23 protein-coding genes are annotated in these 23946 nt (G+C 34.1%); 14 read left to right on the top strand and 9 right to left on the bottom strand.

Features of this window, described 5'->3' with window-relative positions; all coding sequences use genetic code 11:
• Positions 1-20 precede the first annotated feature (20 nt).
• Entirely contained in the window at positions 21-239 is a 219-nt protein-coding gene (locus tag Q0543_RS12950; protein WP_299253776.1) for a hypothetical protein, read from the bottom strand.
• Between the two features lie 131 nt (positions 240-370).
• On the opposite strand from Q0543_RS12950, the gene Q0543_RS12945 reads away from it, so the two are divergent.
• The 5 genes from Q0543_RS12945 to rfbA all read left to right on the top strand — a co-directional run bounded on the left by Q0543_RS12945 (position 371) and on the right by rfbA (position 6144).
• Positions 371-1690 (top strand): UDP-glucose/GDP-mannose dehydrogenase family protein, encoded by a 1320-nt coding sequence (locus tag Q0543_RS12945; protein WP_299253773.1) that lies wholly within the window; start codon positions 371-373, stop codon positions 1688-1690.
• A 202-nt stretch (positions 1691-1892) separates the two neighbouring features.
• Positions 1893-2873, top strand: a complete 981-nt coding sequence (locus tag Q0543_RS12940) for a UDP-glucuronic acid decarboxylase family protein (protein WP_299253770.1) — start codon at positions 1893-1895, stop codon at positions 2871-2873.
• Between the two features lie 10 nt (positions 2874-2883).
• Positions 2884-4182: a nucleotide sugar dehydrogenase gene (locus Q0543_RS12935; protein WP_299253767.1), complete on the top strand. Its 1299-nt coding sequence runs from the start codon at positions 2884-2886 to the stop codon at positions 4180-4182.
• Positions 4183-4185: 3 nt separating this feature from the next.
• Positions 4186-5250, top strand: coding sequence for a dTDP-glucose 4,6-dehydratase (gene rfbB / locus Q0543_RS12930; protein ID WP_299253764.1), 1065 nt, complete (start codon positions 4186-4188; stop codon positions 5248-5250).
• Between the two features lie 24 nt (positions 5251-5274).
• A complete protein-coding gene (rfbA, locus tag Q0543_RS12925) occupies positions 5275-6144 on the top strand; it encodes a glucose-1-phosphate thymidylyltransferase RfbA (RefSeq protein ID WP_299253761.1) in 870 nt (289 codons plus the stop codon).
• Here the strand turns inward: rfbA and Q0543_RS12920 are convergent.
• Entirely contained in the window at positions 6141-7334 is a 1194-nt protein-coding gene (locus tag Q0543_RS12920; RefSeq protein WP_299253758.1) for an SAM-dependent methyltransferase, read from the bottom strand. The two genes, rfbA and Q0543_RS12920, sit on opposite strands and share 4 nt — an antisense overlap.
• Before the next feature lie 141 nt (positions 7335-7475).
• On the opposite strand from Q0543_RS12920, the gene Q0543_RS12915 reads away from it, so the two are divergent.
• Complete coding sequence (locus tag Q0543_RS12915) at positions 7476-7727, top strand: 4a-hydroxytetrahydrobiopterin dehydratase (protein WP_299253755.1); 252 nt, start codon at positions 7476-7478, stop codon at positions 7725-7727.
• The gene (gene rsmI / locus Q0543_RS12910; protein WP_299253752.1) at positions 7711-8466 is read left to right on the top strand and encodes a 16S rRNA (cytidine(1402)-2'-O)-methyltransferase; all 756 of its coding nucleotides are present in this window, start codon (positions 7711-7713) and stop codon (positions 8464-8466) included. Before Q0543_RS12915 ends, rsmI begins: the two co-directional genes overlap by 17 nt.
• Before the next feature lie 186 nt (positions 8467-8652).
• Here the strand turns inward: rsmI and Q0543_RS12905 are convergent, their stop codons facing one another.
• The 5 genes from Q0543_RS12905 to Q0543_RS12885 all read right to left on the bottom strand — a co-directional run bounded on the left by Q0543_RS12905 (position 8653) and on the right by Q0543_RS12885 (position 13319).
• Positions 8653-9216: a hypothetical protein gene (locus Q0543_RS12905; protein ID WP_299253749.1), complete on the bottom strand. Its 564-nt coding sequence runs from the start codon at positions 9214-9216 to the stop codon at positions 8653-8655.
• 43 nt (positions 9217-9259) lie between these two features.
• On the bottom strand, positions 9260-10195 hold the full coding sequence (locus Q0543_RS12900; protein ID WP_299253746.1) for a hypothetical protein: 936 nt from the start codon (positions 10193-10195) through the stop codon (positions 9260-9262).
• A 70-nt stretch (positions 10196-10265) separates the two neighbouring features.
• A complete protein-coding gene (locus tag Q0543_RS12895; RefSeq protein WP_299253743.1) occupies positions 10266-11222 on the bottom strand; it encodes a hypothetical protein in 957 nt (318 codons plus the stop codon).
• Positions 11223-11390: 168 nt separating this feature from the next.
• The gene (locus Q0543_RS12890) at positions 11391-12353 is read right to left on the bottom strand and encodes a hypothetical protein (protein WP_299253740.1); all 963 of its coding nucleotides are present in this window, start codon (positions 12351-12353) and stop codon (positions 11391-11393) included.
• 3 nt (positions 12354-12356) lie between these two features.
• Positions 12357-13319 (bottom strand): hypothetical protein, encoded by a 963-nt coding sequence (locus Q0543_RS12885; RefSeq protein WP_299253737.1) that lies wholly within the window; start codon positions 13317-13319, stop codon positions 12357-12359.
• Between the two features lie 306 nt (positions 13320-13625).
• On the opposite strand from Q0543_RS12885, the gene Q0543_RS12880 reads away from it, so the two are divergent.
• Genes Q0543_RS12880 through Q0543_RS12870 form a run of 3 tightly spaced genes read left to right on the top strand, consistent with a single transcriptional unit; the run spans position 13626 to position 16820 of the window.
• The gene (locus Q0543_RS12880) at positions 13626-14144 is read left to right on the top strand and encodes a 3-hydroxyanthranilate 3,4-dioxygenase (protein WP_299253734.1); all 519 of its coding nucleotides are present in this window, start codon (positions 13626-13628) and stop codon (positions 14142-14144) included.
• A gap of 14 nt (positions 14145-14158) precedes the next feature.
• Positions 14159-15451 (top strand): kynureninase, encoded by a 1293-nt coding sequence (gene kynU / locus Q0543_RS12875; RefSeq protein ID WP_299253731.1) that lies wholly within the window; start codon positions 14159-14161, stop codon positions 15449-15451.
• 4 nt (positions 15452-15455) lie between these two features.
• Positions 15456-16820, top strand: coding sequence for an NAD(P)/FAD-dependent oxidoreductase (locus Q0543_RS12870; protein WP_299253729.1), 1365 nt, complete (start codon positions 15456-15458; stop codon positions 16818-16820).
• A gap of 88 nt (positions 16821-16908) precedes the next feature.
• Here the strand turns inward: Q0543_RS12870 and Q0543_RS12865 are convergent, their stop codons facing one another.
• Positions 16909-17691: a TIGR00730 family Rossman fold protein gene (locus Q0543_RS12865; RefSeq protein WP_299253726.1), complete on the bottom strand. Its 783-nt coding sequence runs from the start codon at positions 17689-17691 to the stop codon at positions 16909-16911.
• A 720-nt stretch (positions 17692-18411) separates the two neighbouring features.
• Here Q0543_RS12865 and Q0543_RS12860 point away from each other — a divergent pair.
• Both Q0543_RS12860 and Q0543_RS12855 read left to right on the top strand, forming a co-directional pair.
• Positions 18412-18996 (top strand): hypothetical protein, encoded by a 585-nt coding sequence (locus Q0543_RS12860; RefSeq protein WP_299253723.1) that lies wholly within the window; start codon positions 18412-18414, stop codon positions 18994-18996.
• 165 nt (positions 18997-19161) lie between these two features.
• On the top strand, positions 19162-19746 hold the full coding sequence (locus Q0543_RS12855) for a hypothetical protein (RefSeq protein WP_299253720.1): 585 nt from the start codon (positions 19162-19164) through the stop codon (positions 19744-19746).
• Between the two features lie 660 nt (positions 19747-20406).
• Here the strand turns inward: Q0543_RS12855 and Q0543_RS12850 are convergent.
• The gene (locus Q0543_RS12850; protein ID WP_299253717.1) at positions 20407-21468 is read right to left on the bottom strand and encodes a DUF4421 domain-containing protein; all 1062 of its coding nucleotides are present in this window, start codon (positions 21466-21468) and stop codon (positions 20407-20409) included.
• 297 nt (positions 21469-21765) lie between these two features.
• On the opposite strand from Q0543_RS12850, the gene Q0543_RS12845 reads away from it, so the two are divergent.
• Together Q0543_RS12845 and gltX are read left to right on the top strand one after the other, a co-directional pair.
• Positions 21766-22146: a RidA family protein gene (locus Q0543_RS12845; protein ID WP_299253714.1), complete on the top strand. Its 381-nt coding sequence runs from the start codon at positions 21766-21768 to the stop codon at positions 22144-22146.
• Between the two features lie 88 nt (positions 22147-22234).
• Positions 22235-23785, top strand: coding sequence for a glutamate--tRNA ligase (gltX, locus tag Q0543_RS12840; protein WP_299253711.1), 1551 nt, complete (start codon positions 22235-22237; stop codon positions 23783-23785).
• Positions 23786-23946 lie beyond the last annotated feature (161 nt).

The following is a 23946-nucleotide window of genomic DNA, read 5'->3' as shown; positions in this document are numbered from 1 at the left end:
AGATGTATATTGTAAGATACCTAATATGCTACATTCCATTTATGACAATGGGTTATTTTATTTTTGAAGTAGTCGTGTATTAGAATATCAGGCGTAAATCGCAATAAATCAAATACATTGTTATCTTTCGAAAAGAAATGAATGGAGTAATTTTTCTCCTTTAATTCTTCCCTGATTTTATCTCTGTTTGTTAAATTGTCTTCGAGTACGAAAACTTTAAAAAGTTTGGACTTTTTCATAAGAATACACGGTTACAGTCTATGAAATAGTGATACGTGCGTGCTGGTATTTGGGTTGTTTTTTTAACTGTATTAAAGGAATATAGACCTATATTTTATATCTTGCCATGAAATCTTTTTAAATAGTAAGAATGAAAATAGTAATCGTTGGTACTGGATACGTTGGTTTAGTAACTGGAACGTGTTTTGCAGAAGTAGGAATGGAAGTCGTTTGCGTGGATATCGATCAAAAGAAAATCGACAATCTTAAAAATGGTATTTTACCTATTTACGAGCCAGGCTTGGAAGAAATGGTTGAACGCAACTTTAAAAAAGGACGTTTGAAGTTTTCTACCAATTTAGCGGAGAGCATTATTGGAGCAGAGGTAGCATTTATTGCTGTTGGAACTCCTCCAGGGGAAGATGGTAGTGCAGATTTGAAATATGTATTGGCAGTTGCTGCATCTGTAGGGCAAACCATGCAACATGATATGGTTGTTGTTACCAAAAGTACCGTACCTGTAGGCACTTCATTAAAAGTGAAAAAAGCATTGACAGATGAATTGTCTAAACGCAATTCTTCCCTTAAGTCTTATGTATCTTCAAACCCAGAGTTTTTGAAAGAAGGTGCTGCGATTGACGATTTTATGAAGCCCGATCGTATCGTAGTGGGTATAGATGCTCCAGAAGCAGAAGCAACTATGCGTAAATTATACAAGCCATTTTTATTGAACGGGCATCCGATTTACTTCATGGATATCCCTTCTGCAGAGATGACAAAATATGCAGCAAATTCTATGCTTGCAACTAAAATCAGCTTCATGAATGATATTGCAAATTTGTGCGAAATTGTTGGTGCGGATGTAAACTTAGTGCGCAAAGGAATTGGTTCCGATGCACGTATAGGAAATAAATTCATATATCCAGGCGTAGGGTATGGCGGTTCTTGTTTTCCAAAAGATGTGAAAGCATTGATTAAAACTGCCAAACAACATGGCTACGACATGCGCGTATTGAGCGCAGTTGAAGATGTGAACGACGATCAAAAATATGTGCTTGTGAAAAAAGTAAACAAGCATTTCAATAACGACCTTAAAGGCAAAAAGTTTGGAGTTTGGGGCTTGTCTTTTAAACCAAAAACAGACGATATGCGAGAAGCTCCTTCATTGGTTATTATCCCTGAGTTGTTAAAAGCGGGTGCTACAGTTATTGCTTACGATCCAGTTGCAATGCAAGAAGCCTCGCATACATTAAAAGATACGATCACATACGCACAAGATCCTTTGGAAGCATTAGAAGGGATTGATGCCTTACTTATTGTAACGGAATGGTCGGAATTCCGTTCACCTGATTTTGATGTTGTCAAAAGCAAAATGAAAGGTAAAGTTATTTTTGACGGACGAAATGTATACGATCCGAAAGAAATGAAAGACTTGGGCTTTGAGTACTACTGTATCGGACTTAGGGCTTAGTAGTAAATCGTAAATCAGTGTAGAAATTCCAAAACACAAAAAACAAAAAACAAACGGATATAGATTTCAAATAATTTTAATTGGTTTTCCTATCCCGTTTGGAATTTGGAATTTACTCCATGTAGGTTTGGAATTTGTTTTTTGTCATTTGGGATTTTATCGCATCTTTCAATAGGAAAACCCATTTAAAAAAATAAGAATAATGTCAAGAAAAAGAGTACTTATAACAGGGGCCGCTGGCTTTTTAGGATCACACTTATGTGATCGTTTTATCAAAGAAGATTACCATGTTATTGGTATGGACAATTTGATTACGGGAAATCTTAAAAATATTGAGCATTTATTTAAGTTAGAAAATTTTGAATTTTACAATCACGATGTATCTAAGTTTGTACATGTTGCTGGAGATTTAGATTATATACTTCACTTTGCATCTCCTGCATCTCCGATTGATTATTTAAAAATTCCCATTCAAACATTAAAAGTAGGTTCTCTTGGAACGCACAATTTATTGGGTTTGGCACGTGCTAAAAAAGCACGCATGTTGATTGCATCTACTTCTGAAGTATATGGCGATCCATTGGTACATCCACAAACGGAAGATTATTGGGGTAATGTAAATCCAATTGGTCCGCGTGGGGTATATGATGAAGCGAAACGTTTTCAAGAAGCAATTACAATGGCGTATCATACATACCATGAAGTAGAAACACGTATCGTTCGTATATTCAATACGTATGGACCACGTATGCGCCTGAATGATGGTCGTGTATTGCCCGCATTTATTGGTCAGGCATTACGTGGCGAAGATTTAACTTCTTTTGGCGACGGTACACAAACACGTTCATTCTGTTATGTGAGTGATTTAGTGGAAGGGATTTATCGTTTATTAATGAGCGATTATGCATATCCTGTAAACATTGGCAATCCAGTTGAAATTACAATCAATGAATTTGCGCAAGAAATCATTAAGCTTACGGGGTCAAATGTAAAAGTGATATTTAAACCATTACCTACAGATGATCCAAAACAACGTAAACCGGATATTACAAAGGCAAGAGAATTATTGAAGTGGGAACCGAAAGTAACTAGAGAAGAAGGTTTAAAAATAACCTATGAATATTTCAAGTCCCTTCCGAAAGAAGATTGGGATGTATTGCCTAAAGAATTCAAAAAGAATTAATTTTTTTTAAATGAATGTATTTCATCAAGAACTGATTGATAAAAAACAAAAGCTAGCGGTAATAGGTTTAGGCTATGTAGGCTTGCCTATTGCCTTAGCATTTGCAAAAAAAATACAAGTGATTGGTTTTGACATCAATTCTAATAGAATAGAATTGATGAAAAGAAGTGTAGATCCAAGTGGGGAATTAGCTGCCTCAGATTTCGAAAATAGCGACATCACGTTTACAAACGAATTGTCTATTCTGAAACAAGCATCGTTTTTTATTGTTACGGTTCCTACACCGATTGATGTGTTTAATCAACCAGACTTAACACCGTTACTTTCTGCAACTAAAACAATAGGTGCAGTTTTGAAAAAAGGAGATTACGTGGTGTATGAATCTACCGTTTATCCAGGCTGTACAGAAGAAGATTGTATTCCTTTATTAGAAGAACTTTCGGGTTTGAAATTAGGGAAAGATTTTAAAGTTGGTTACTCTCCAGAACGAATTAATCCGGGGGATAAAGAACATACGCTTTCTAAAATTACAAAAGTTGTTGCTGCTTCAGATGCTGAAAGTTTAGAAGTAGTCGCACGTGTATACGAATTAGTAGTAGATGCAGGTATTCATAAAGCATCTTCGATTAAAGTAGCAGAAGCAGCTAAGATTATTGAAAACACCCAACGTGATGTAAACATTGCCTTGATGAACGAGCTTTCTACTATTTGTGATAAATTAGAAATCAACACCTTTGAAGTATTAGAAGCGGCACGTACTAAATGGAATTTCTTGCCATTTTCGCCAGGCTTAGTTGGCGGCCATTGTATTGGTGTGGATCCCTACTATCTTACCTATAAAGCGCGCAAATTGGGATTGAACCCGAATGTGATTTTAAGTGGCAGAATGATTAACGATCAGATGCCCATGCATGTTGCAAAAAAAATTGTAACAACATTGATCACATCTGGAAAGGATATTTCAAAAGCGCGCGTGCTTGTTTTAGGCGTTACGTTTAAAGAAAACGTTGAAGACATTCGCAATTCTAAGGTGGCAGATTTAATAAAAGAATTGCAAACGTATAGTTTAAAAATTGATGCAGTAGATCCATATGCATCTTTTGAAGAATTTAAGCATGAATACAATCTTGAATTTAATTCTGAAATAAAAGAGTTGTATGATGTTGTAATTTTGGCTGTACCACATTCAGATTATTTAAATAAAGAGATTACTTACTTCGAAAATTTATTAAGCGAGCAAGGGTTATTTGTAGATTTAAAAGCAGTCTACAGAAAGTCAACTCACATAAAACCTTATTGGACATTATAAATAATGAGTACTAAAAAAACACTATTAATTACGGGAGGGGCAGGTTTTATTGGTTCTCACGTGGTGCGTTTGTTTGTAAATAAATATCCAGAATATCTTATTGTCAATCTCGATAAACTTACCTACGCGGGCAATCTTGAGAACATAAAAGATATTGAAAAAGCAAAAAATTATATTTTTGAAAAGGGAGATATTGCTGATGCAACGTATATTCAATCGCTTTTTTCAAAATATGCATTTGATGGCATCATACATTTGGCTGCAGAGTCTCACGTAGATCGATCTATTGTTGCACCTATGGATTTTGTTGTTACAAATGTTGTAGGGACAGTTAATTTATTAAATGCAGCAAAAGATGCATGGAAGAAAACAGGTTTCGAAGGCAAACGCTTTTACCATGTTTCAACAGATGAAGTATATGGTTCCTTGCATGATGGTAGTTTCTTTTTAGAAGATACTTCGTATGATCCACAATCGCCGTACTCAGCTTCTAAAGCATCTTCGGATCACTTTGTTCGTGCCTATCACAATACATATAAGTTGCCTGTTGTATTGACAAATTGCTCCAATAATTATGGACCCAATCAATTTCCTGAAAAATTACTTCCTTTATTTATAAATAACATTCAGCAAAATAAACCCTTGCCAGTTTATGGAAAAGGTGAAAATATTAGAGATTGGTTATTTGTTATTGACCATGCACGTGCTATTGATACCGTATTTCACGAAGGGAAAGTAGGAGAAACGTACAATATCGGAGGGCATAATGAATGGACGAATATCGATTTGATTCAGTTGTTGTGTACACAAATGGATCAGAAATTAGGAAGAGCAGCAGGTGCGAGTGCAAAATTAATTTCCTACGTTACGGATCGTGCAGGGCATGATTTTAGATATGCTATAGATGCAACTAAAATTAAAGACGAATTGGGCTGGGTTCCTTCGGTTACATTTGAACAGGGTTTAAGTCTCACGATTGATTGGTATTTGCAGAATCAGGCATGGATGGACAAAATCACTTCAGGTGAATATGAGTCGTACTATGCAAAACAATATTTAAATAACTAATCATTCATTTTTAAACACAAAAATATGAAAGGTATATTATTAGCTGGGGGTACAGGATCTAGATTGCATCCGTTAACCATGGCAATGAGTAAACAAATGATGCCTGTGTACGATAAGCCGATGATATACTATCCGCTGTCGTGTTTGATGTTGGCTGGCATTAAAGAAATTTTAATTATTTCAACACCTCAAGACTTGCCGAACTTTCAAAAATTATTGGGAGACGGTTCTTCATTGGGTTGTAAGTTCGAGTATGCGGTGCAGCCTTCCCCAGATGGCTTGGCGCAAGCATTTGTGATCGGAGAGAATTTTATTGGATCGGATAAAGTAGCCTTGATCTTAGGCGATAACATCTTCTATGGTTCAGGATTGGGTAGATTGTTGCATTCACATAACGACCCCGAGGGTGCTGTTATTTTTGCATATCACGTTACAGACCCCGAGCGTTATGGTGTGGTAGATTTTGATGCCGATATGAATGCCTTGTCAATCGAAGAAAAACCAGAGCATCCAAAATCAAATTATGCAGTACCAGGTGTTTATTTTTACGACAACAGTGTCGTTGAAATCGCTAAAAACTTAAAGCCAAGCCCAAGAGGGGAACTTGAAATTACCGACGTAAATAAAATTTATTTAGAACAGAAGAAATTAAAAGTGGCTGTACTCAATAGAGGTACCGCTTGGCTGGATACAGGTACTTTTGCTTCTTTGATGCAGGCAGGGGAATTTGTTCGCGTTATTGAAGAACGTCAAGGCTTGAAAGTTGGTTGTATCGAAGAAGTTGCGTACACCATGAAATTTATAAATAAAGAACAATTAGAAGCATTGGCTAAGCCGTTGATGAAAAGTGGATATGGTCAGTATTTGCTTGGCTTAACACAAGCTAAATATTAAGCTGAAACATATTTTTCACAAATAAGTAAGGTTTTAGAAGAATCTTGTAAGGTGGTAGCAAATATAAAAATGTTACCACCATCTTTAAGTCCTGTTTTTTTTCGAATATTTTCTACCGAATCGGGAAAGTTGCGCACCTGTATATTTGCTTTTCCTTCTGGTATGTGCGCTTGAACTTCTTTTTTAGAATAGCCAATTTGGTTTGTTAAAATAAAGACTCTGCCTGGAAAATCTTTTATATATACATCCGAACTATATAGATGTGATGATGCATGCAATTTAAATACCTTGTACGTATTTGCAATAGCATTAAAGCCTCCCGCTTTTAAGACAGAAGGGTTTGGCTCATAGATAAATTTAAGTGGATTGGAAAGAGGTGCTTTAAAAGAATTCTCTAAGGATTGGTTAAAGGAAAACGATTGAATGGATTTTTTATAATCATGAATGCAATAGAAATCGGGTTCTGAAGAAAAGTTCTTTTCTAATTGATATAGCACTTCCTTACATTCGTTGTCTACACTTACGATATAAATTTTTTTAACTCCTTTCAATTGTCGCATCGCTTCCGAAATATCCAACATGGGAGACGTCTTTATCAAAATGGTATTACTTAAGCGGAAGTAAAAATCTTGGTTCTCAATAACATTTGGTTCACAATCGCTTAATTTAAAAACCTTTTGTGTTTCTTTTCTGCGGGCAGGGTCTAGATAGATTACATCAATAGGTTCTGGAATTGATTTTAACAAAACATCAGAATTGCCAACCAAAACGGTAATATTTTCTTGATTGAGGGTAGAAAAATTATGGGCGGCTATTTGTGCCAGTTCTTCTTGTTGTTCAATATAGAAAACGTGATTAAAAGAGTGTGCAAGATAATACGCATCTACACCAAAGCCACCTGTTAAATCTACCGCGCAATTACCTTTTAATAAAGAGGACTTAAAAATGCCAGTTCGTTCTGAAGAACATTGCTCCATGCTCAGCCGAATGGGAAAGATTATATGTTCTGTTTCTGCCCACTTAGGTAATTTAAGAAGCGCTTTTTGGACGCCTTCAATTTGCGCAGCTACCCATTTTTTATCGATACCAAAAGAAGGCATTTTCAACATCAATTCAGAAACGGCAGATTTTCTGTTTTTGAGAATAAATTCCTGTATCTCTTTTGATTGTAATTCTTTAATAGGCACCATATTCAAAGATACTATTAATCGATTAATACAACACAATCAAAATATAATGGAGGGGCTCCTTTGTTATGTTTTTTTTAAGATGTAATTTGTAGTAAGAGTAAAATTGATCACACAATAATAACTAGCTAAAATTTATTCATTATGGATAAGTGGACAGAACAAAATAACAGATTAATAAAGATGTTTCAATTCAAAGATTTTAAACAAGCCTTTGAGTTTATGAAACAAGTAGCAATCGTAGCTGATAAAATGGATCATCATCCGTATTGGTTGAATTGCTACAATAAAGTTTATATGGAATTGAATACCCATGATAAAGGTGGCATTGTAACAGAAAAAGATAGACAATTGGCTTCAGCCATTGATAGTATTGAACATGAATCAATCGGATAATACTCTTGGGAAATTATATTTAGTACCTACCCCAATAGGTAATTTAGAAGACATAACATTACGCGCTATTCGTATTTTAAAAGAGGTGGATATTGTGTTAGCGGAAGATACGCGTACAAGTGGAAACCTTTTAAAGCATTTAGAAGTAAAAACAAAGTTGCAAGCTTTTCACGCACACAACGAGCATAGAGCGCTGCAGGCAATTATTGAGTTATTGCAACAAGGTAAAAATTTAGCATTAATTTCTGATGCCGGTACTCCGGGAATTTCTGATCCCGGTTTTTTATTGGTGCGCGAATGCAATCAACATAATATTCCTATTGAATGTTTACCTGGTGCTACAGCTTTTGTTCCAGCCCTTGTAAAATCAGGTTTGCCAAGCGATAAATTTATATTTGAAGGATTTTTGCCTCATAAGAAAGGTCGTAAAACGCGCATTGAGAAATTGATGAGTGAAGATCGAAGTATTATTTTTTACGAGTCGCCATATCGGTTAGTGAAAACCTTGGAGCAACTGAAGGAGGCATTTGGTGCAGAACGACAAGCATCTGTTTCGCGTGAGTTGACAAAAATGTTTGAAGAAACACGAAATGGAACGCTTACTGAATTAGCTGCACATTATACCAAGCATGCGCCTAAAGGTGAAATTGTGTTGATTGTAGCCGGCTTTAATAGTAAGCTTGACACTTTAGGGGAAATGGGTGAAGAAGATTTAGACGAAGCAGATGAGGAAGAATAGGTTGCCCTTTTAACCTAAACGCATATCCACCTTTTGTTGTGCCAGCGGCCAACAAATTGCAACTCTATGATGTTAATTCCATATAAGTAAAAAGATTACAGTTATTCTTATTCGGCCAATCACCTGCATTTTGACCTGTTTGCAATGTAAATTGTAGCATCGCAACTATTAGTTCAAAAGTTTCCCTTATTTTGAAAATTTCTCAATGACTTCTTCGTAGGTATATTTTTTAATTGGTTTTTCGCTGCAATCCATAATGCCGAGTTTGTATAGCTGGGCAATTTTTACAGCTTTTTTAAGCATGCTATTATAATTACCAGAAGCGACATTTAATTTATTGAAATTGTCTTTTTTAAGATTCAGATAGAATTCCGTGCTATTGCTAAATGCTTGAGCACCTCCGGCCACAGCATTCATGCTTTGCACTTTATCAGAATGCGTAATTGTAATAATATTAAACCCTTTAAATGAATGCCATTTTCCTACTTTTATTCCTAAAAAGGAAAGGTACTCTCTGTATTTATTTCCAGTTAAATCTACCGTTATTCTTTTTTGTGCAATTGCAAAAGGGAAAAATATCAGAAAAAATATCAATCCAATAATAATACCCAATATATTTCCAAATACAACCAAATAAAAGCCTGCAAAAGCAATTACATAACAAATTAATCGAATCGGGAAAAACGAAAAGTATTCGAGCTTATTGTCAATTAAATTAGGGCTATTATCTAACATTTCATTTTTACTCATAAAAGTATTTATTTTTATTCATCAACATAATTACTTAGCAATTTCAAACCTCTAATTGCAACATTAAAATATCTGAACCGCCCTTGTCATCGTCGCTCACAGCTATTGCAATGTACGTAGTGTCATTTTCTTTTTCGTAGACAGAAACCGATTCCACTTTTAAAGCACGGTTTTCAATTTCGGGGATCAACGTAAAATTAGATACCGTTCCCATAAAACCATCCGTGATTTTTCCACGGGCTTTTTCTTCACCTTCAAAAGTTAAGATGCCAATTGCGCTGCCCATAATTTCACCATCGTCAATGGCATTAGGTGTATCCTCTGCAGCCGCTGTGAAAAAGAATGTGTTATCAAAGTAATCTGCACCAGAAATTCCAGCACGGACACCTTTGATTTCAGGAAGCTCTGATTGTATCACAGTAGGAAAAGGAATGCCATCGGTATGGCCTTGTATAAATTCAATAAATTCGGGCATGTCAAAACGCAGCGTTGCATTGTTTTCTCTATTGAAAATGTACAGATGCGCATCTGTACTTGCCGCAGCTTCAAAATTCAAAACCCCACTTGGTCCGGTTACGGCATCGTTCATACGAAGAAAAGAATACCATTTTACAAGAGATACTTCCCAAACCAGATGTTTTTTGTTGTAAGGAGTGGGTAGCTTTACTAAAAATGCGACATCTCTTCTAGGAGATTCAGCTCCAGAACCCAATATTAATAAATGTGCATAGCCATTGATAGTAAGTTTGGTAATGCACTCTAAATCTGCTTTTTTATGTTTTGCAATTCTATTTCCTTCTATATCTTCGGGTTTTGCTTGGTATAGAGGCACTTCTGCTAACAAACTTAAATCGTATTTTAATACGTACAAAAAATTTGAATCGTCTCCTACGATATAGATATTTCCATTCACCACTTCAACGGCTGAGGCAGATGGAATGGTGGTTAAATGGACATGTTTTAAAACAGAAATTTTCATGTTTTAAATATATAAAAAAAGGCTCTCTTATTTATAATAAGAGAGCCTTAAAGTATTATAATGAGTTTGATTATTTCTTTACAGAAAACTCCATGTATTCAAGGTTATTGCCTGCTCCTGTTTGACCATTTTCGTCAGAAATAAAAGTTACTTTAATTAAAGCATATTTCTCTAAACCTCTAAGTTTTGCAACATAAATATTACCTGTAGCAACGTTTGTTTGAGTTCCAGAAGGAAGCAGGGCATCATCATATGCATTTTTAATAGTTATATCAGTTGCATTTTTATAATCAAAGCTGCCTGAGATTCGAGCATACAATGTTCCTGAAGTACCAGCACTGAAACTTTTGTCCCATGTAGCAGTATTTGCATCCATATCGCTTAAATCTTTTCCAGTTGCAGCATCAGTAGCAGATTTGTTCATTAATGTTACTAAATCAAAAGATCCAGAATTTGGTCCTTGAATATTATTAAGTCTATAACCAATAGTTTCGTTAAGCATACCATACACTATAAATATTTGTGCAGGACCTACCAATGAGCCAGAAGTACTTGTAGGGAAATCAAAATTGGTACCATCTGTAAATGAGAAATAATATTCATCAGAAATTATTGATGTATTATTCGCATTTAAATTAACTACTAGACTTAAGACAGTATTGTTTCGTTCGTTCGTAGGAATATCATAGTAATAATTGTCATTACCATCTTTTTTGAAACTAGCATCTTTATATGTTTCATAGGCTCCAGCTGCTGTAGTAAAAGTGGATTTTTTGAAAACATAAATTCTCTTCATGTCAGTAGTAGTCTTTGACGTTGCACTTACTTGAATTATAGCAGAAGTTTTATCTCTCTTAACAAATAAACTATCTCTTCCAGACGTTTTTCCAGTAACTTCATTCAGTGCAACTGTACTTTCTGGATAAATTGGAGTTACTGTAGATTCATCATCCTTTTTTTTACAAGAAGAAAAAATTGTTAAAGCGCTCAATGCAATTATTGTTGCTGTTGAAAATATTTTTTTCATAAATTTTTTAAATAATTTGTTTTAAGTAAATTTAGTGTATCCTCAAATACTATATGAAGTTACATCTTTTTTTTTAAATTAAAAATTAAATATTTCATTTTTTAATTTTTATGAGCAGTTTCAATAAAATAAACAACTAAATGAAGCATTGGAGATTGGTAGGCTTCTTTATTTTTTAACAGAGAACTCCATGTATTCAGTATTCGTACCTGAACCTGGATCAGAAATATATGTTACTTTAATTAAGGCATACGTTTCTTTATTCCTGATTCTAGCTATAAACATATCTCCTGTTGCAACGTTGGCTTGAATTGCAGTTTTATTAGTTGCTTCAAAGTATGTCTTTTTAATATCGAGATCTGTTGCATAGGTATAATTAAAACTTGATGGTATTTTAGCATACAATGTCTTAGAACTGCCGCCTATGAAGCTTTTTTCCCATAGAGAATCAGGTCCTACCACATTAACCTTCATATCTTTTAAGCTGTCTACATTTAATAAAGTTTTATTGGTCAATGTAGTTAGATCAAATGAACTGGGTTTAGTACTTTTCGCATTATTGATTCTGTATCCTGTCGTTTCTGTGAGCGCACCATATACAATCCGTATTTCTGCAGGACCTACTAGCATGCCCGCTGGATTTGATGGAGTGTCAAAATCCCGATCGTCGGTAAAAGCAAAATAATAGTCATCTACAACAGCCGTATCGGCTTTAACTTTACCAGTCGTTAAATTTAAAAACAAATTTAATACGGCATTATTTTTTTGATCGGCAGGTATAGCATAATAATACTTATTATGTCCATCTTTTTTGAAACTAGCATCTGGATATGTTTCATAATCTCCCGTTTTTAAAGTTGTAGTAGATTTTTTGAAGACATAAATTCTTTTCATCTCTGTTGAGCCTTTAGACAAAGCGCTCACTTGTACCGTTGCAGTTAATTTTGCTCTTGTAACATAGATGCTATCCAAACTAGTTGCTTTACTAGTTTCATTTAAAGCAATACTACTTTCCGGATATATAGGTATTATTCCATCCCCCTTGTTTTTACAAGAAACAAAAAATGCTAAAATACCGATGATTGCTATATGTGAACAGACTTTTTTCAATATATTAAAAATTAGATGCATTCGTTATTTCTTTAAATTGAAAAGAAAGTATTCACTATTGTACCCAAGGCCTACTTTTCCATTTTCAGGAACGATGTACAATATTTTCATGGCAGCATATTGATATTGCGCATCACGAATTTTCATTAAGTATACTTCACCGATTTTAATTGAATCGGGTGTTTCACTAAAGGGAGTTCCTTCAGAATAGAATTTTGCAACTTCTGTATCCGTGGCATTTGAATAGGGAAAATTTGCCGGAGCTTTTACAAAAGTAGTGTTATTTCGTGCTTTAAATTTACCTAAGAATAATTGCGTGTTAGCAGTCTTCTCTGAAATATCAACATCTGCATCAGCAGCTATCTGATATAGAAAGCCTAAATTTACCACATCATAATTCGAAAAGTAAATAGAGTCGTTGTAGGCATGATTATAAAGTTTTAGGCCTTTATATTCTACCAGTTTACCATATTTTACATAAAATTGAATGGGTCCAATAACGATTCCATCCGTACTTGAGGGGTCGGTATAATCGGCATCAGTCGTGTATACAAAAAAGTATTCTTCTTCTATGGCAGTTTTATCATACGCGCGCAAGTATACGGATATATCGCTGCTGCTATTATAGGAAGATGCAGACGGTATTTTATAATAATAATTATCGTGTGCATCTTTGTTATTATTCACTCCTTCTACGCTAGTATATACAGCAGGAGTTGATGGGTTGTCTAAATTGCGTTTGAAAATATATAAGCGTTTCATTTCAACATTCAAATTTTGGGTGTTGGCAGAAACTCTAAAATATGCCGTTAATTTATCTCGGGTTACATAAAGCGTATCTTTGAAACTTGTTTGGTAATCAAAAAGTGCCGCTCCTTTATCAACGGTAATAATTGTTGCTCCAATATTATCGCCACCTTTTTTGCAAGAAAAAAGAACGGTTGCAATTAAGAGGATCAGTATATGGATTCGGATATTTTTATACATAATGAAGAATGTTGTTTCAACTAGTTAATTGCAACAAGCAATTTTTTATTAAAATTACTCCTTAGTAACGAATTATCCATCATTTGTGGTGTCTATATTTAAAATTAACGTTCTTTAGGGTTGTAAATTCTCCAATTGGGATTGTTATAATCCTTAAATTGTATGAAACAATAGATTTTGGGTATTTTCAAAAGAGCGTTAATGCATTAATAATCTGTAAAACCTTTCAAGAAGCTGATCAATCATGTATGAAATTTTTCTTGAAGGATTAAGGAATAAAAAATTATAAGTAAAATTCACATTCGTATGTTAAGACCATTTAATTTCAAAGGCTGGATTGAAGAAAACAGACATCTTTTAAAACCACCCGTTGGCAACAAACAGATTTATGTTGGCAATAAAGATTTTATTGTAATGGTTGTTGGTGGGCCAAATGCTCGGAAAGATTTTCATTACAATGAAGGAGAAGAGTTCTTCTATCAAGTTGAAGGAAATATCGTTTTAAAAATTATTGAAGAGGGGAAAATCGTTGATATAGCAATCAATGAGGGTGAAATATTTTTATTGCCACCTCGCACACCACACTCTCCTCAAAGAGGTGCAAATACGATCGGTTTGGTTATTGAGCGCTATCGTTCACAAGAAGAACTTGATGGCTTTAGTTGGTATTGTGAAACGTGTCATAACAAATTGTATGAAGAGTTTGTTATGGTAAAAGACATTGTAAAACAACTTCCAATTGTAATGAATACATTTTACCAATCACCGGACTTATGCACCTGTTCTAAATGTGGTACAGTAATGAAAGCGCCTGTTACATTATAAATTGTTATTAAAACGTGCAAACAAAATTTCTTATTACAAGAGCATTTGCCAAACAGTTGGATCGAGAAGATATTTTGGCTTCGTTTCGAAAAAAATTCTTGTTGCCTAAAATAGGAAATAAAACAACCTACTTTTGTGGACACTCTTTAGGCCTGCAGCCCAAAACGACTCAAGCATACATGCAGTCGGAGTTAGAAGATTGGGCTACATGGGCAGTAGAAGGACATTGGAAAGCAAAAAATGCTTGGTTGACATACCACCAAGCATTTGCCAAACCCTTATCGATTTTAACCGGCGCATATCCGGATGAGGTCGTCGCGATGAATAGCTTAACAGCAAATTTACATTTCATGTTGGCTTCATTTTATAGACCTTCAGGGAAAAAGATAAAAATTATAACAGAAGCATGGAATTTTCCTTCCGATCGGTTTGCATTAGAAAGTCTGGTGAAGCTCTATGGTTACGATCCTAAAAAGGTAATTATTGAATTAAAACCTGCAAAAAATAAATTTGCTTTAAGTACCGAAGAAATTTGTGCATCTATTGAAAAACACAAAGATAGTGTTGCCTTGGTGTTTTTTAACGGCGTTAATTATTATAGCGGACAAGCATTTGATATGCCTCACATTACACAAGCTGCCCATCGCGCTGGGGCTTTTGTGGGTTTTGATTTGGCTCATGCTATAGGTAATATATCCTTGCAATTGCATGATTGGAAAGTTGATTTTGCTGTTTGGTGTAGTTATAAATATTTGAATGCTGGTCCCGGTGCTGTAGGCGGGGCATTTATTCATCAAAAGCATGGACATGATAAAAGTACTCCTCGAATGGCAGGCTGGTGGGGTCATGATCAAAATTCTAGATTTAATTTAGAAGGCAATTTCAAACCTATTTCTGGTGCAGCAGGTTTTCAAGTAAGCAATGCTCCAATCATGAATATGGTAGGTTTAAAAGCTTCTTTAGAAATCTTTATGGAAGCCGGTTGGAATCAAATTTCTAAAAAAAGAAATCTACTATTTGATTACATGGTTTTTTTATTAGAATCATTATGTAGAAATGATCATAAAAGTTCATTTCAATTTCAACTAATTACAAGTACCAATACAAATGCACATGGCAGCATGGTTTCCATTCGTATCCATAAACAAAAGGGAAAGGAATTGTTTGACATACTTATGAAGCAGGGATATATAGTAGATTGGAGGGAACCCGATGTAATTCGATTTGCACCTGTACCTTTATATAATTCCTTTGAAGAGGTCTATAATCTAGTATTAGAATTATCGAAACATGCTGTCATAGTTTAAGAGGATGAAAGAACAAATAACAATTTGTGGTGCAGGCTTGGTTGGTAGTTTATTGGCTATTTTTTTGGTAGAACAAGGATATACTGTTCGCGTTTTTGAAAAGCGCAAGGATCCTCGTACGAACTCGGAAGACGCAGGCAGATCGATTAATTTAGCCATTAGTCACAGAGGCTTGCACGCATTAAAAGATGCGTGTACAGATTTAGATATTGAAGCATTAAAATTAGCAGTCCCTATGTATGGAAGGGCTATTCATGATGTATTGGGATCTGTTGTTTTTCAAGCCTATGGAGAAGCTACACAGCATATAAATTCAATAAGTCGAGGCGCATTAAATATTCTTTTGATTGCAAAGGCAGAGGAATTGGGTGTTCAATTTTTATTTTCTCACACCTGTGTTGAATACAAACAAACAGAAAAAAAATGGATCTTTAAAAATCTACAAGGCGATTCAATAGCTACCGAACAAGCAGAAATTATGATTGGTGCGGATGGTGCATTTTCTGTTATTCGTAAAAATCTATTAGGTGTCTTAAATAAAGATGCAAAAATTGACGCCTTAGATTATGGATATAAAGAATTAGAAATATATCCGAAGGAAGGTGCAAGCATAATTCTCAAGGAAGCCTTACATATATGGCCTAGAGAACGGTTTATGCTGATTGCACTTCCGAATACGAATGGAAGTTATACGGCGACCTTATTCTTATCTATGCAAGGGGAGCAATCATTTGAAAACCTTAAAACTTCCGAGGAAATCCTTTTATTTTTCAAAACGTATTTTGAGGATGCACTTCAATTGATTCCGGATTTAGTTTCACAATTTAATGCGCACCCAACTTCGAGATTATCTACCATTCATACCGATGATTGGTATAATGACCATACGCTTTTAATTGGAGATGCTGCACATGCATTGGTGCCTTTTTATGGACAAGGTATGAATGCTGGCTTTGAGGATTGTAGAATATTATCTGAAATCTTAAAAGATAAAAAGTCGTATTCAACTTGGGAAGAAATTTTTGAAGTCTTTTTTATAAAACGGAAAGTAAACTGTGATGCAATTTCAGATTTAGCTCTACAAAATTTTGTTGAAATGCGTGATGATGTTGCCGATGCGAGTTTTCATATTCGGAAGAAGATTGAAAAATATTTACACCATACATTAAAAGATGCATTTATTCCACAATATACATTGGTGTCATTTTCAGACGCACCTTATTCTGAAGCCAAAGAAGTAGGAGTGTTGCACGCAACTATATTAAATGAAATTATGTTACTTCCACAAATTGTTGAATTGTGGCCAACCGTAGAGTTGGAATCTGAAGTGTTAAAAATTGTATCTACATATATAGGAGACGTTATTTAAAATTATATGACATCTACCTCCAAGTATTAAAAAAATAGAACGACTTGTTTTGCAAATCGTTCTATTGGTTTTTTTCTATAGGGGAATGTTATTCGCCAAAAATTGCCCAACGTTTCATCTTCTTTACTTTTTTCAATCCGAAACCATCGACAGCATATTTTATTAGATGTAGTTCCATTTCTTCAATATCATCCGTAAATAGGAATAATTCTAAATCTTTTGGAGAGATCGTTCCTGCATCTGCCATGTATTGGATATGCTTATACAAATGTTTGTGATATTCTTTACCAAAGAGTACAATTGGAAAACGTTTTATTTTATTCGTTTGAACCAGTGTTACCGCTTCAAAGAATTCATCTAAGGTGCCCATTCCACCTGGCATACAAACAAATGCGTAGGAGTATTTGCACAATAACACTTTACGTACAAAAAAGTACTTGATGTTTACACTTAGATCTAACCATGGGTTTGCATATTGTTCCATTGGAAGTATGATGTTGCAACCTACTGATTTGCCACCACCACTTTTGGCACCTTTATTCGCAGCTTCCATAACACCGGGACCACCACCAGTCATAACCGTAAAGCCTAGTCCAGCAACGGACTTGCCAACTTCAAATGATTTTTTGTAAAATGGATGATCTTCTTTGAAACGAGCAGATCCAAATACGGTAACACATGGACCCGCAAAATGTAGTATTCTAAAACCTACCAAGAAGTCCCATATAATGTGAATCAAGAATTTAAATTCCTTCCAGCGAGATTTTGGTCCCTCTAAGAAATAACGCTCTTCATTTTGCTCGTCTGGCATTACGTTCGGATTTTTATCCGAAACATTGTTATTATCTACTTTAGATGTTAGCCCGATCATGATTTCACCCTCTCTTAATAATATTCATCAGTCATTCCAAAATGGAAGTTTCCTTTTATATTCTGTAACGGACAAAGATAGGAAATGTTATTTTATTGAGATTCAATACTCCATATTAATGTGTAAATAGTTTACGATATGTATTTTAATTATTGTATATCAATGTGTCGACCTGTATCTTAAAGAAATTATTTATGTAATAGAGTGAACGATTATGCTTTCAATCAAACATTATTTAATGTTTAATAATCTGTCTCACTAAGAATGTATTTTCGTCGAATAGCCTACGAGTGCAAGAAATAAAGTTTATGCAGTAAAGAGTCCATAAAAAAAAGAATCTTTCTGGTACAGGTAATACATCCCAATGAAACGCACAATTTTCATGTCAATAGCGCATACCTATTAAAATGTAATAATGTACCATTTTATAGGGTAAAAAAATACCTAATAGTGGTTAAGTTATATCTGTATTCATATGAATAATTAGTTTATTTATTATTATTTGATACACTGGGCTATGGTCAAAATGTATAAATATAACACAAAAGTGCCATTAAATTAAACTGAATGATATTAAATCATGAAGATGTATTTGGAGAATAACATTATTGTCTTTTTTTAAATCATTCAGATTCTCAAGAACAATTCTATCTTTGTTATTAGAAATCGATTTTTTTATTGTAAGTTTATCCTCTATTTTCATCTTAAACCAAATAAATTATGAAATCATTTTATTTAATTTTAATAGCTCTCGTTACAATAACAGTCTCTTGTAAAAAAGCAAAAGAGGGTGCACCAGGTCCTGCAGGTATAGATGCATATCCTAAACAAGGCTATGTTTATGGAACAGTTACTTTTACAGATGAAGATAATAAGCCGCAAACGACAACCTTTAATTATCAATATTACGAGTCTTTATCAAATAGCCAAATATGGTATGACACAACCACCAATGCTCCAAGTTTTACATATAAATTAAACGTATTTAGAGAGGATTTGAAAGATTCTGGTAGTAGTATAAAATTTTCTATTAATGGAACTGGGGCAAATAAAACAGTTGGCGCTATACCATCGGGTTCCAACGTTAATTTCTATTTGCTTGCAAACATTAATAAAAAGTTATATAGTTTTTATTATAAGGAAACTAGTGCAATCATAACAAATATGAAATTTAATTTTGCAACGAATCAGCTAACATATGATTTTACATTAACAAATGTTGATTGTGGGGTAAACAAATCTGGAACAGTTATAGGTAAAGTAGATGTTATAGTTAATTATTCTCCATATAACAACCTGAATTAATTATAGTCTATATAGAATAAAATATTTTTAAAATTGATTTTACGATGTTGTATAGCAGTTAAATTGATTTTAAAAAATATTTACGGAATCATGCTACTGTATTGTGGCAGAAACTTGATTCCGAATTGTTTTGAAACTATTGTAATTTTGAAAAAAATAAAATATATGAAATCATTCAATTTAATTTTAATTGCACTTGCAGCAATTACATTCTCTTGTAAAAAGAACGCAAGAGATGGTGCACCAGGTCCAACAGGGGAAACCCAATATACAAAACAAGGAGTTATTTCTGGAACGGTAACGTTTACCGATGAAAATAATAAGGAGCAGAAAGCACCATTTAGTTATGAGTATAATAAATCAATAAATTACAACTATATAAAGTATGATACAATCACCAATGCTCCAAATTTTTCATACCGTATTAATTTAATCAGAACTGATATACCAGACCCAAATAACATCATCTATTTTGATATTCCAGGAGAAGGAGTAAGCAAAGTTGTAAAAACTACTCCTACAGCATTTGATTTTATATTTAGATTGAATACAATTATTAATAATAAGCTTTATAAATTTCAATGTTTTAGTCAACCCATAATTACAAATTTTAAATTTGATTTTGCTACCAATCATTTAACATTTGATTATACGGCTAAGAATATTAGTTATGGGGGTACAACAAATGATGGAACAATGGAAGGTAAAGTGGATGTAATTCTCAATTATTTGGATTATGTGGCACTTTAAATAAGAATAATGTGTTCATTGTCTTAAATTTTGTAATCATTTAATCCTACTTTGTTAAGTTTACATTTCGGACTTCATATAATTTATAATTGATAAAAAAATAATATCAATTCTGTTTTTTTATTAATTAGGTCTTATATATATCAATTTGTATAATTACCCGTTAACCACCGACTCTGGTAGGAGTCGCATGTTTATAGTAGACCCACTCATCCCTGAATTATACGCGCCATCCCGCAGGGATGGCGCGTATGGTAGTTCTTTATTTTTGTTCTATAAATATGTGACTCCTACTGGAGTCATATCTCATAGTTATTTATTTTAGAAACATCAACGGCTGATTGTTTATCATCTACTACAACTTATTATAGAATCAGAAGCTTTAAATTCCATACTATTAATCCTTTAATAACATGACAAAGTAGGATTAATCATTTATGCAATTGTTTTTTTGATAGTTTTTAAAAAATTATGTAACGTCATCTGGATTCGACTTATTAGCTGAATCTAGATGATGTTTTTATAGAACTACATTATAATAATTTTGAAACTACATATCTGTAGGCTATAATTTTTTTATTCAAGAAGGAAGTAGTATTTGGCAACATATTTTATTATGTGTCGTTTTTTTTTTTAAAAATGGATAAAATGATCTCTATTTTACAATAATTGATTCACAGTATTTTCAACTCTGTTTTGAGCCTTTGTCATTTTTTTAGAAATGCCTTTACCCCATTTGGGCACATTGATTTTATAGCCTAAACGAAGTGTTATTCTTCCGTTATTATTAATAATATTTGTATTCTCAGCTACATGGTATTTTTCACTATCAAACAATATGGTTAATCCTGCTGTCCATCTTTTTGCATGAAAGCCCATTCCTGCTTTTGCTAATAACCTATAGGATACGGCAAATCGTTCTTCTCTATATCCTTCGAAATTCATCACTTTATATTGAAAACTTGGCCCAAATGCAGGAATAAGTCCGATGTAAAAATTCTTTTTTATAATCCATGTAAATCCATAGCCAGGTAATAAACCAATGCTGTAAAATGCACCTCCTTTATAGATTGCATTTTGATTCATTTGCGACAGCACATAATTCGGAATGGAGTCACTCATATTAAATGAATTATATGAAAATGTAGTATTTAAGACCAAGGATGAAGCACTTTTCTTTTGGCGTTCACCTCCAATCATGGTAGCATTCATAGAATATTTTATGGGATTAAAAACGCGTAATAAATTTACAGTTAATCGATTCGTTTTCATGTCAAAATACGGCGTTTGATTTGGCGCACCTTTCAAATCGACATAGCCCTTGTAATTTCCTAAAAAGTAACCTATGTTTTGACTGTATACAGCATCTAAGCCATATCTAGGAGTATAAGCCAAAATTTGAAAATTAAAGTTGTTGTATTTATTTCCATCACCAGTATAATTTTTTTTGCCGATTTTAGGTGACATAATAGCTATATTAACTGCCAACCATTTATGGCTAAAGCCCAATCCAATGTTTAAGGGAGCAATAGGAAAATAATAGGTGTTTTTTCCAGGATTGGTGAATAGTAAGCCATTAATATACCGGTTTGCAAAAACGAAAATAGTTACTTTATCTCGAGCACTAAAAATGTGGTTTTCACGCTTTTTAGCTATGGTGTCGGCATCCATTCTTGGGTCCTTCATTATTTGAGCGCTCGTTATTAAAGATAATTGTATCATTAAAACGAATGTTAGGCAATAACATAAAGCTAATTTCACTGAAATATGGATTATAAATTAAAAGATTCAGATAGAATCAATTCAATAGAAGTTATGGAGAATAAATGAATTTATCAATACCAGTTTAGGCGTGTTTATATAAAGCTTTCTAATAACTGCCATAAACTACTATTTACCCATAAAGTCAATAAATACCTTGTAAAATACGGCTTTACCGTACATGTACATTCAATCTGTTGTTTTAATGACCTATTTTTCGGTACTTTTTCGTATTTTTGTGATTCATACATGCCTCTTATGATTAAAAAAATTATTCATACAACAAATGCTCCTGCTCCTATTGGTCCATATAGTCAAGCAATATTATCAGGAACCACACTTTATGTTTCAGGACAGGTGGCATTCGATCCAGAATCTGGAAATTTAGTTACAGATTCAATTCAGAATGAAACACATCGCGTGATGAAAAATATTGGAGCAATACTACTAGAAGCAGGCTACAGTTTTTCAGATATTGTAAAGTGTTCCATCTTTGTAAAAGACCTAAATAATTTCGCTGCAATCAACGAAGTATATGGAGTGTATGTTGGCGAAACAAAACCAGCCCGCGAAACGGTTGAAGTTGCTCGTTTGCCTAGAGATGTAAATGTTGAAATAAGCTGTATAGCTGTTAAATAACAAAACCCAAAAAACAAAACCCAAATCCCAAAGTATACTGTTTGGAATTTGTGTTTTGTTTTTTGGAATTTATTTTAAATAAAAATCCATGTCAGAAAATAAAATGGTTCGTGTTCGTTTTGCTCCATCACCAACGGGGCCTTTGCATATTGGCGGTGTTCGTACTGCTTTGTATAATTATTTGTTTGCCCGTAAAATGGGTGGCAAAATGTTGTTGCGTATTGAAGATACAGATCAGAATCGTTTTGTGCCAGGTGCAGAAGCATACATACAAGAAGCATTGGCATGGGTTGGAATTGTAATTGACGAAGGAGCTGGAGTGGGTGGTCCACATGCGCCTTACCGTCAATCGGAACGCAAACCAATGTATCGCGAATACGCGGACAAACTAATAGCAGAAGGCAATGCCTATTATGCGTTTGATTCCTCAGAAGAATTAGAAGCGATGAAAGAACGCTTAAAAGCGGCTAAAGTTGCTTCTCCATCATACAATATGGTTACGCGTATGCAAATGAGTAATTCATTGACGTTGCCAGAAGATGAAGTTAAAAGACGTTTAGATGCAGGAGATGAATATGTAATTCGTTTGAAAGTGCCGCGTAAAGAAGAGATACGTTTGAATGATATGATTCGTGGTTGGGTAGTAGTGCACTCTTCAACGATTGATGATAAAGTATTATTAAAGTCAGATGGTATGCCTACCTACCATTTGGCAAATATTGTAGACGATCATTTAATGGAAATTTCGCACGTAATACGTGGGGAAGAATGGTTGCCGTCTGCTCCCTTACACGTCTTGTTGTATCGTTTCTTAGGTTGGGAAAGTACCATGCCACAATTTGCACACTTACCTTTATTGCTAAAGCCAGATGGCAATGGTAAATTGAGTAAACGCGATGCAGATGCTGGTGGTTTTCCTATATTTCCTTTAGATTGGAAGGATCCTGCAAGTGGTGACACCTGGATGGGTTTTAAACAACAAGGATATTTGCAAGAAGCTACAACAAACTTCTTAGCATTCTTAGGCTGGAATCCAGGAACACAAGAAGAGTTGTTTACAATGGATGAATTGATTGCAGCTTTCACGGTTGAGCGTATTGGTAAGTCAGGAACGAAATTTGATATCAATAAGGCAAAATGGTACAATCAGCAATACATGCGAAAGTTACCAGATGCAACATTAACAGAATTGTTAAAAGTAGAAGTAGAAAAACACCATGCTACGTATGATGCTGCAAAACTTCCAATGATTGCACAAATGTTAAAAGAACGTTTGACCTTTGCGGAAGATTTTTGGATTGAAGGGAAATTTTTCTTTGAATCGCCTAAGAAATTTGATGATAAAGTAGCTGATGCAAAATGGAATGCAGATTCTGTAACTATTATTAGTGCGTACAAAGAGGCCTTAGCTATTTATGAAGGCGAATATACTGCAGAGCACGTAAAACATGTATTGCATGAAGTCTTGGAAAAAGCAGACATTAAAATTGGTAAAATTATGCAAGCCTTACGCTTGGCATTAACAGGTGTAGCTGCAGGGCCAGACTTAATGATTTTAATTGAAGTGATTGGGAAAAAAGAAGCAATTAAAAGAATGGAATTTGCTTTGATTACATTAAACGAAAAGGTGAATTCATAAATAATTAACGATATGCCTAGAAAGAAAAAAACCGATGTTGATGGTACAAAACCAAAAGTTTCAAAAGAACTTGAAGGCTTAAATATTAAGGTAAATTCTTTTGGGGAAATTAAAACCAATTATGATATCGATAAAATCAACGAATTTCTCAATAAATCCGT

Source organism: uncultured Cytophaga sp., from assembly GCF_937863595.1.
Classification (GTDB): domain Bacteria; phylum Bacteroidota; class Bacteroidia; order Cytophagales; family Cytophagaceae; genus Cytophaga.
This window is presented reverse-complemented; position numbering and strand designations above follow the sequence as displayed.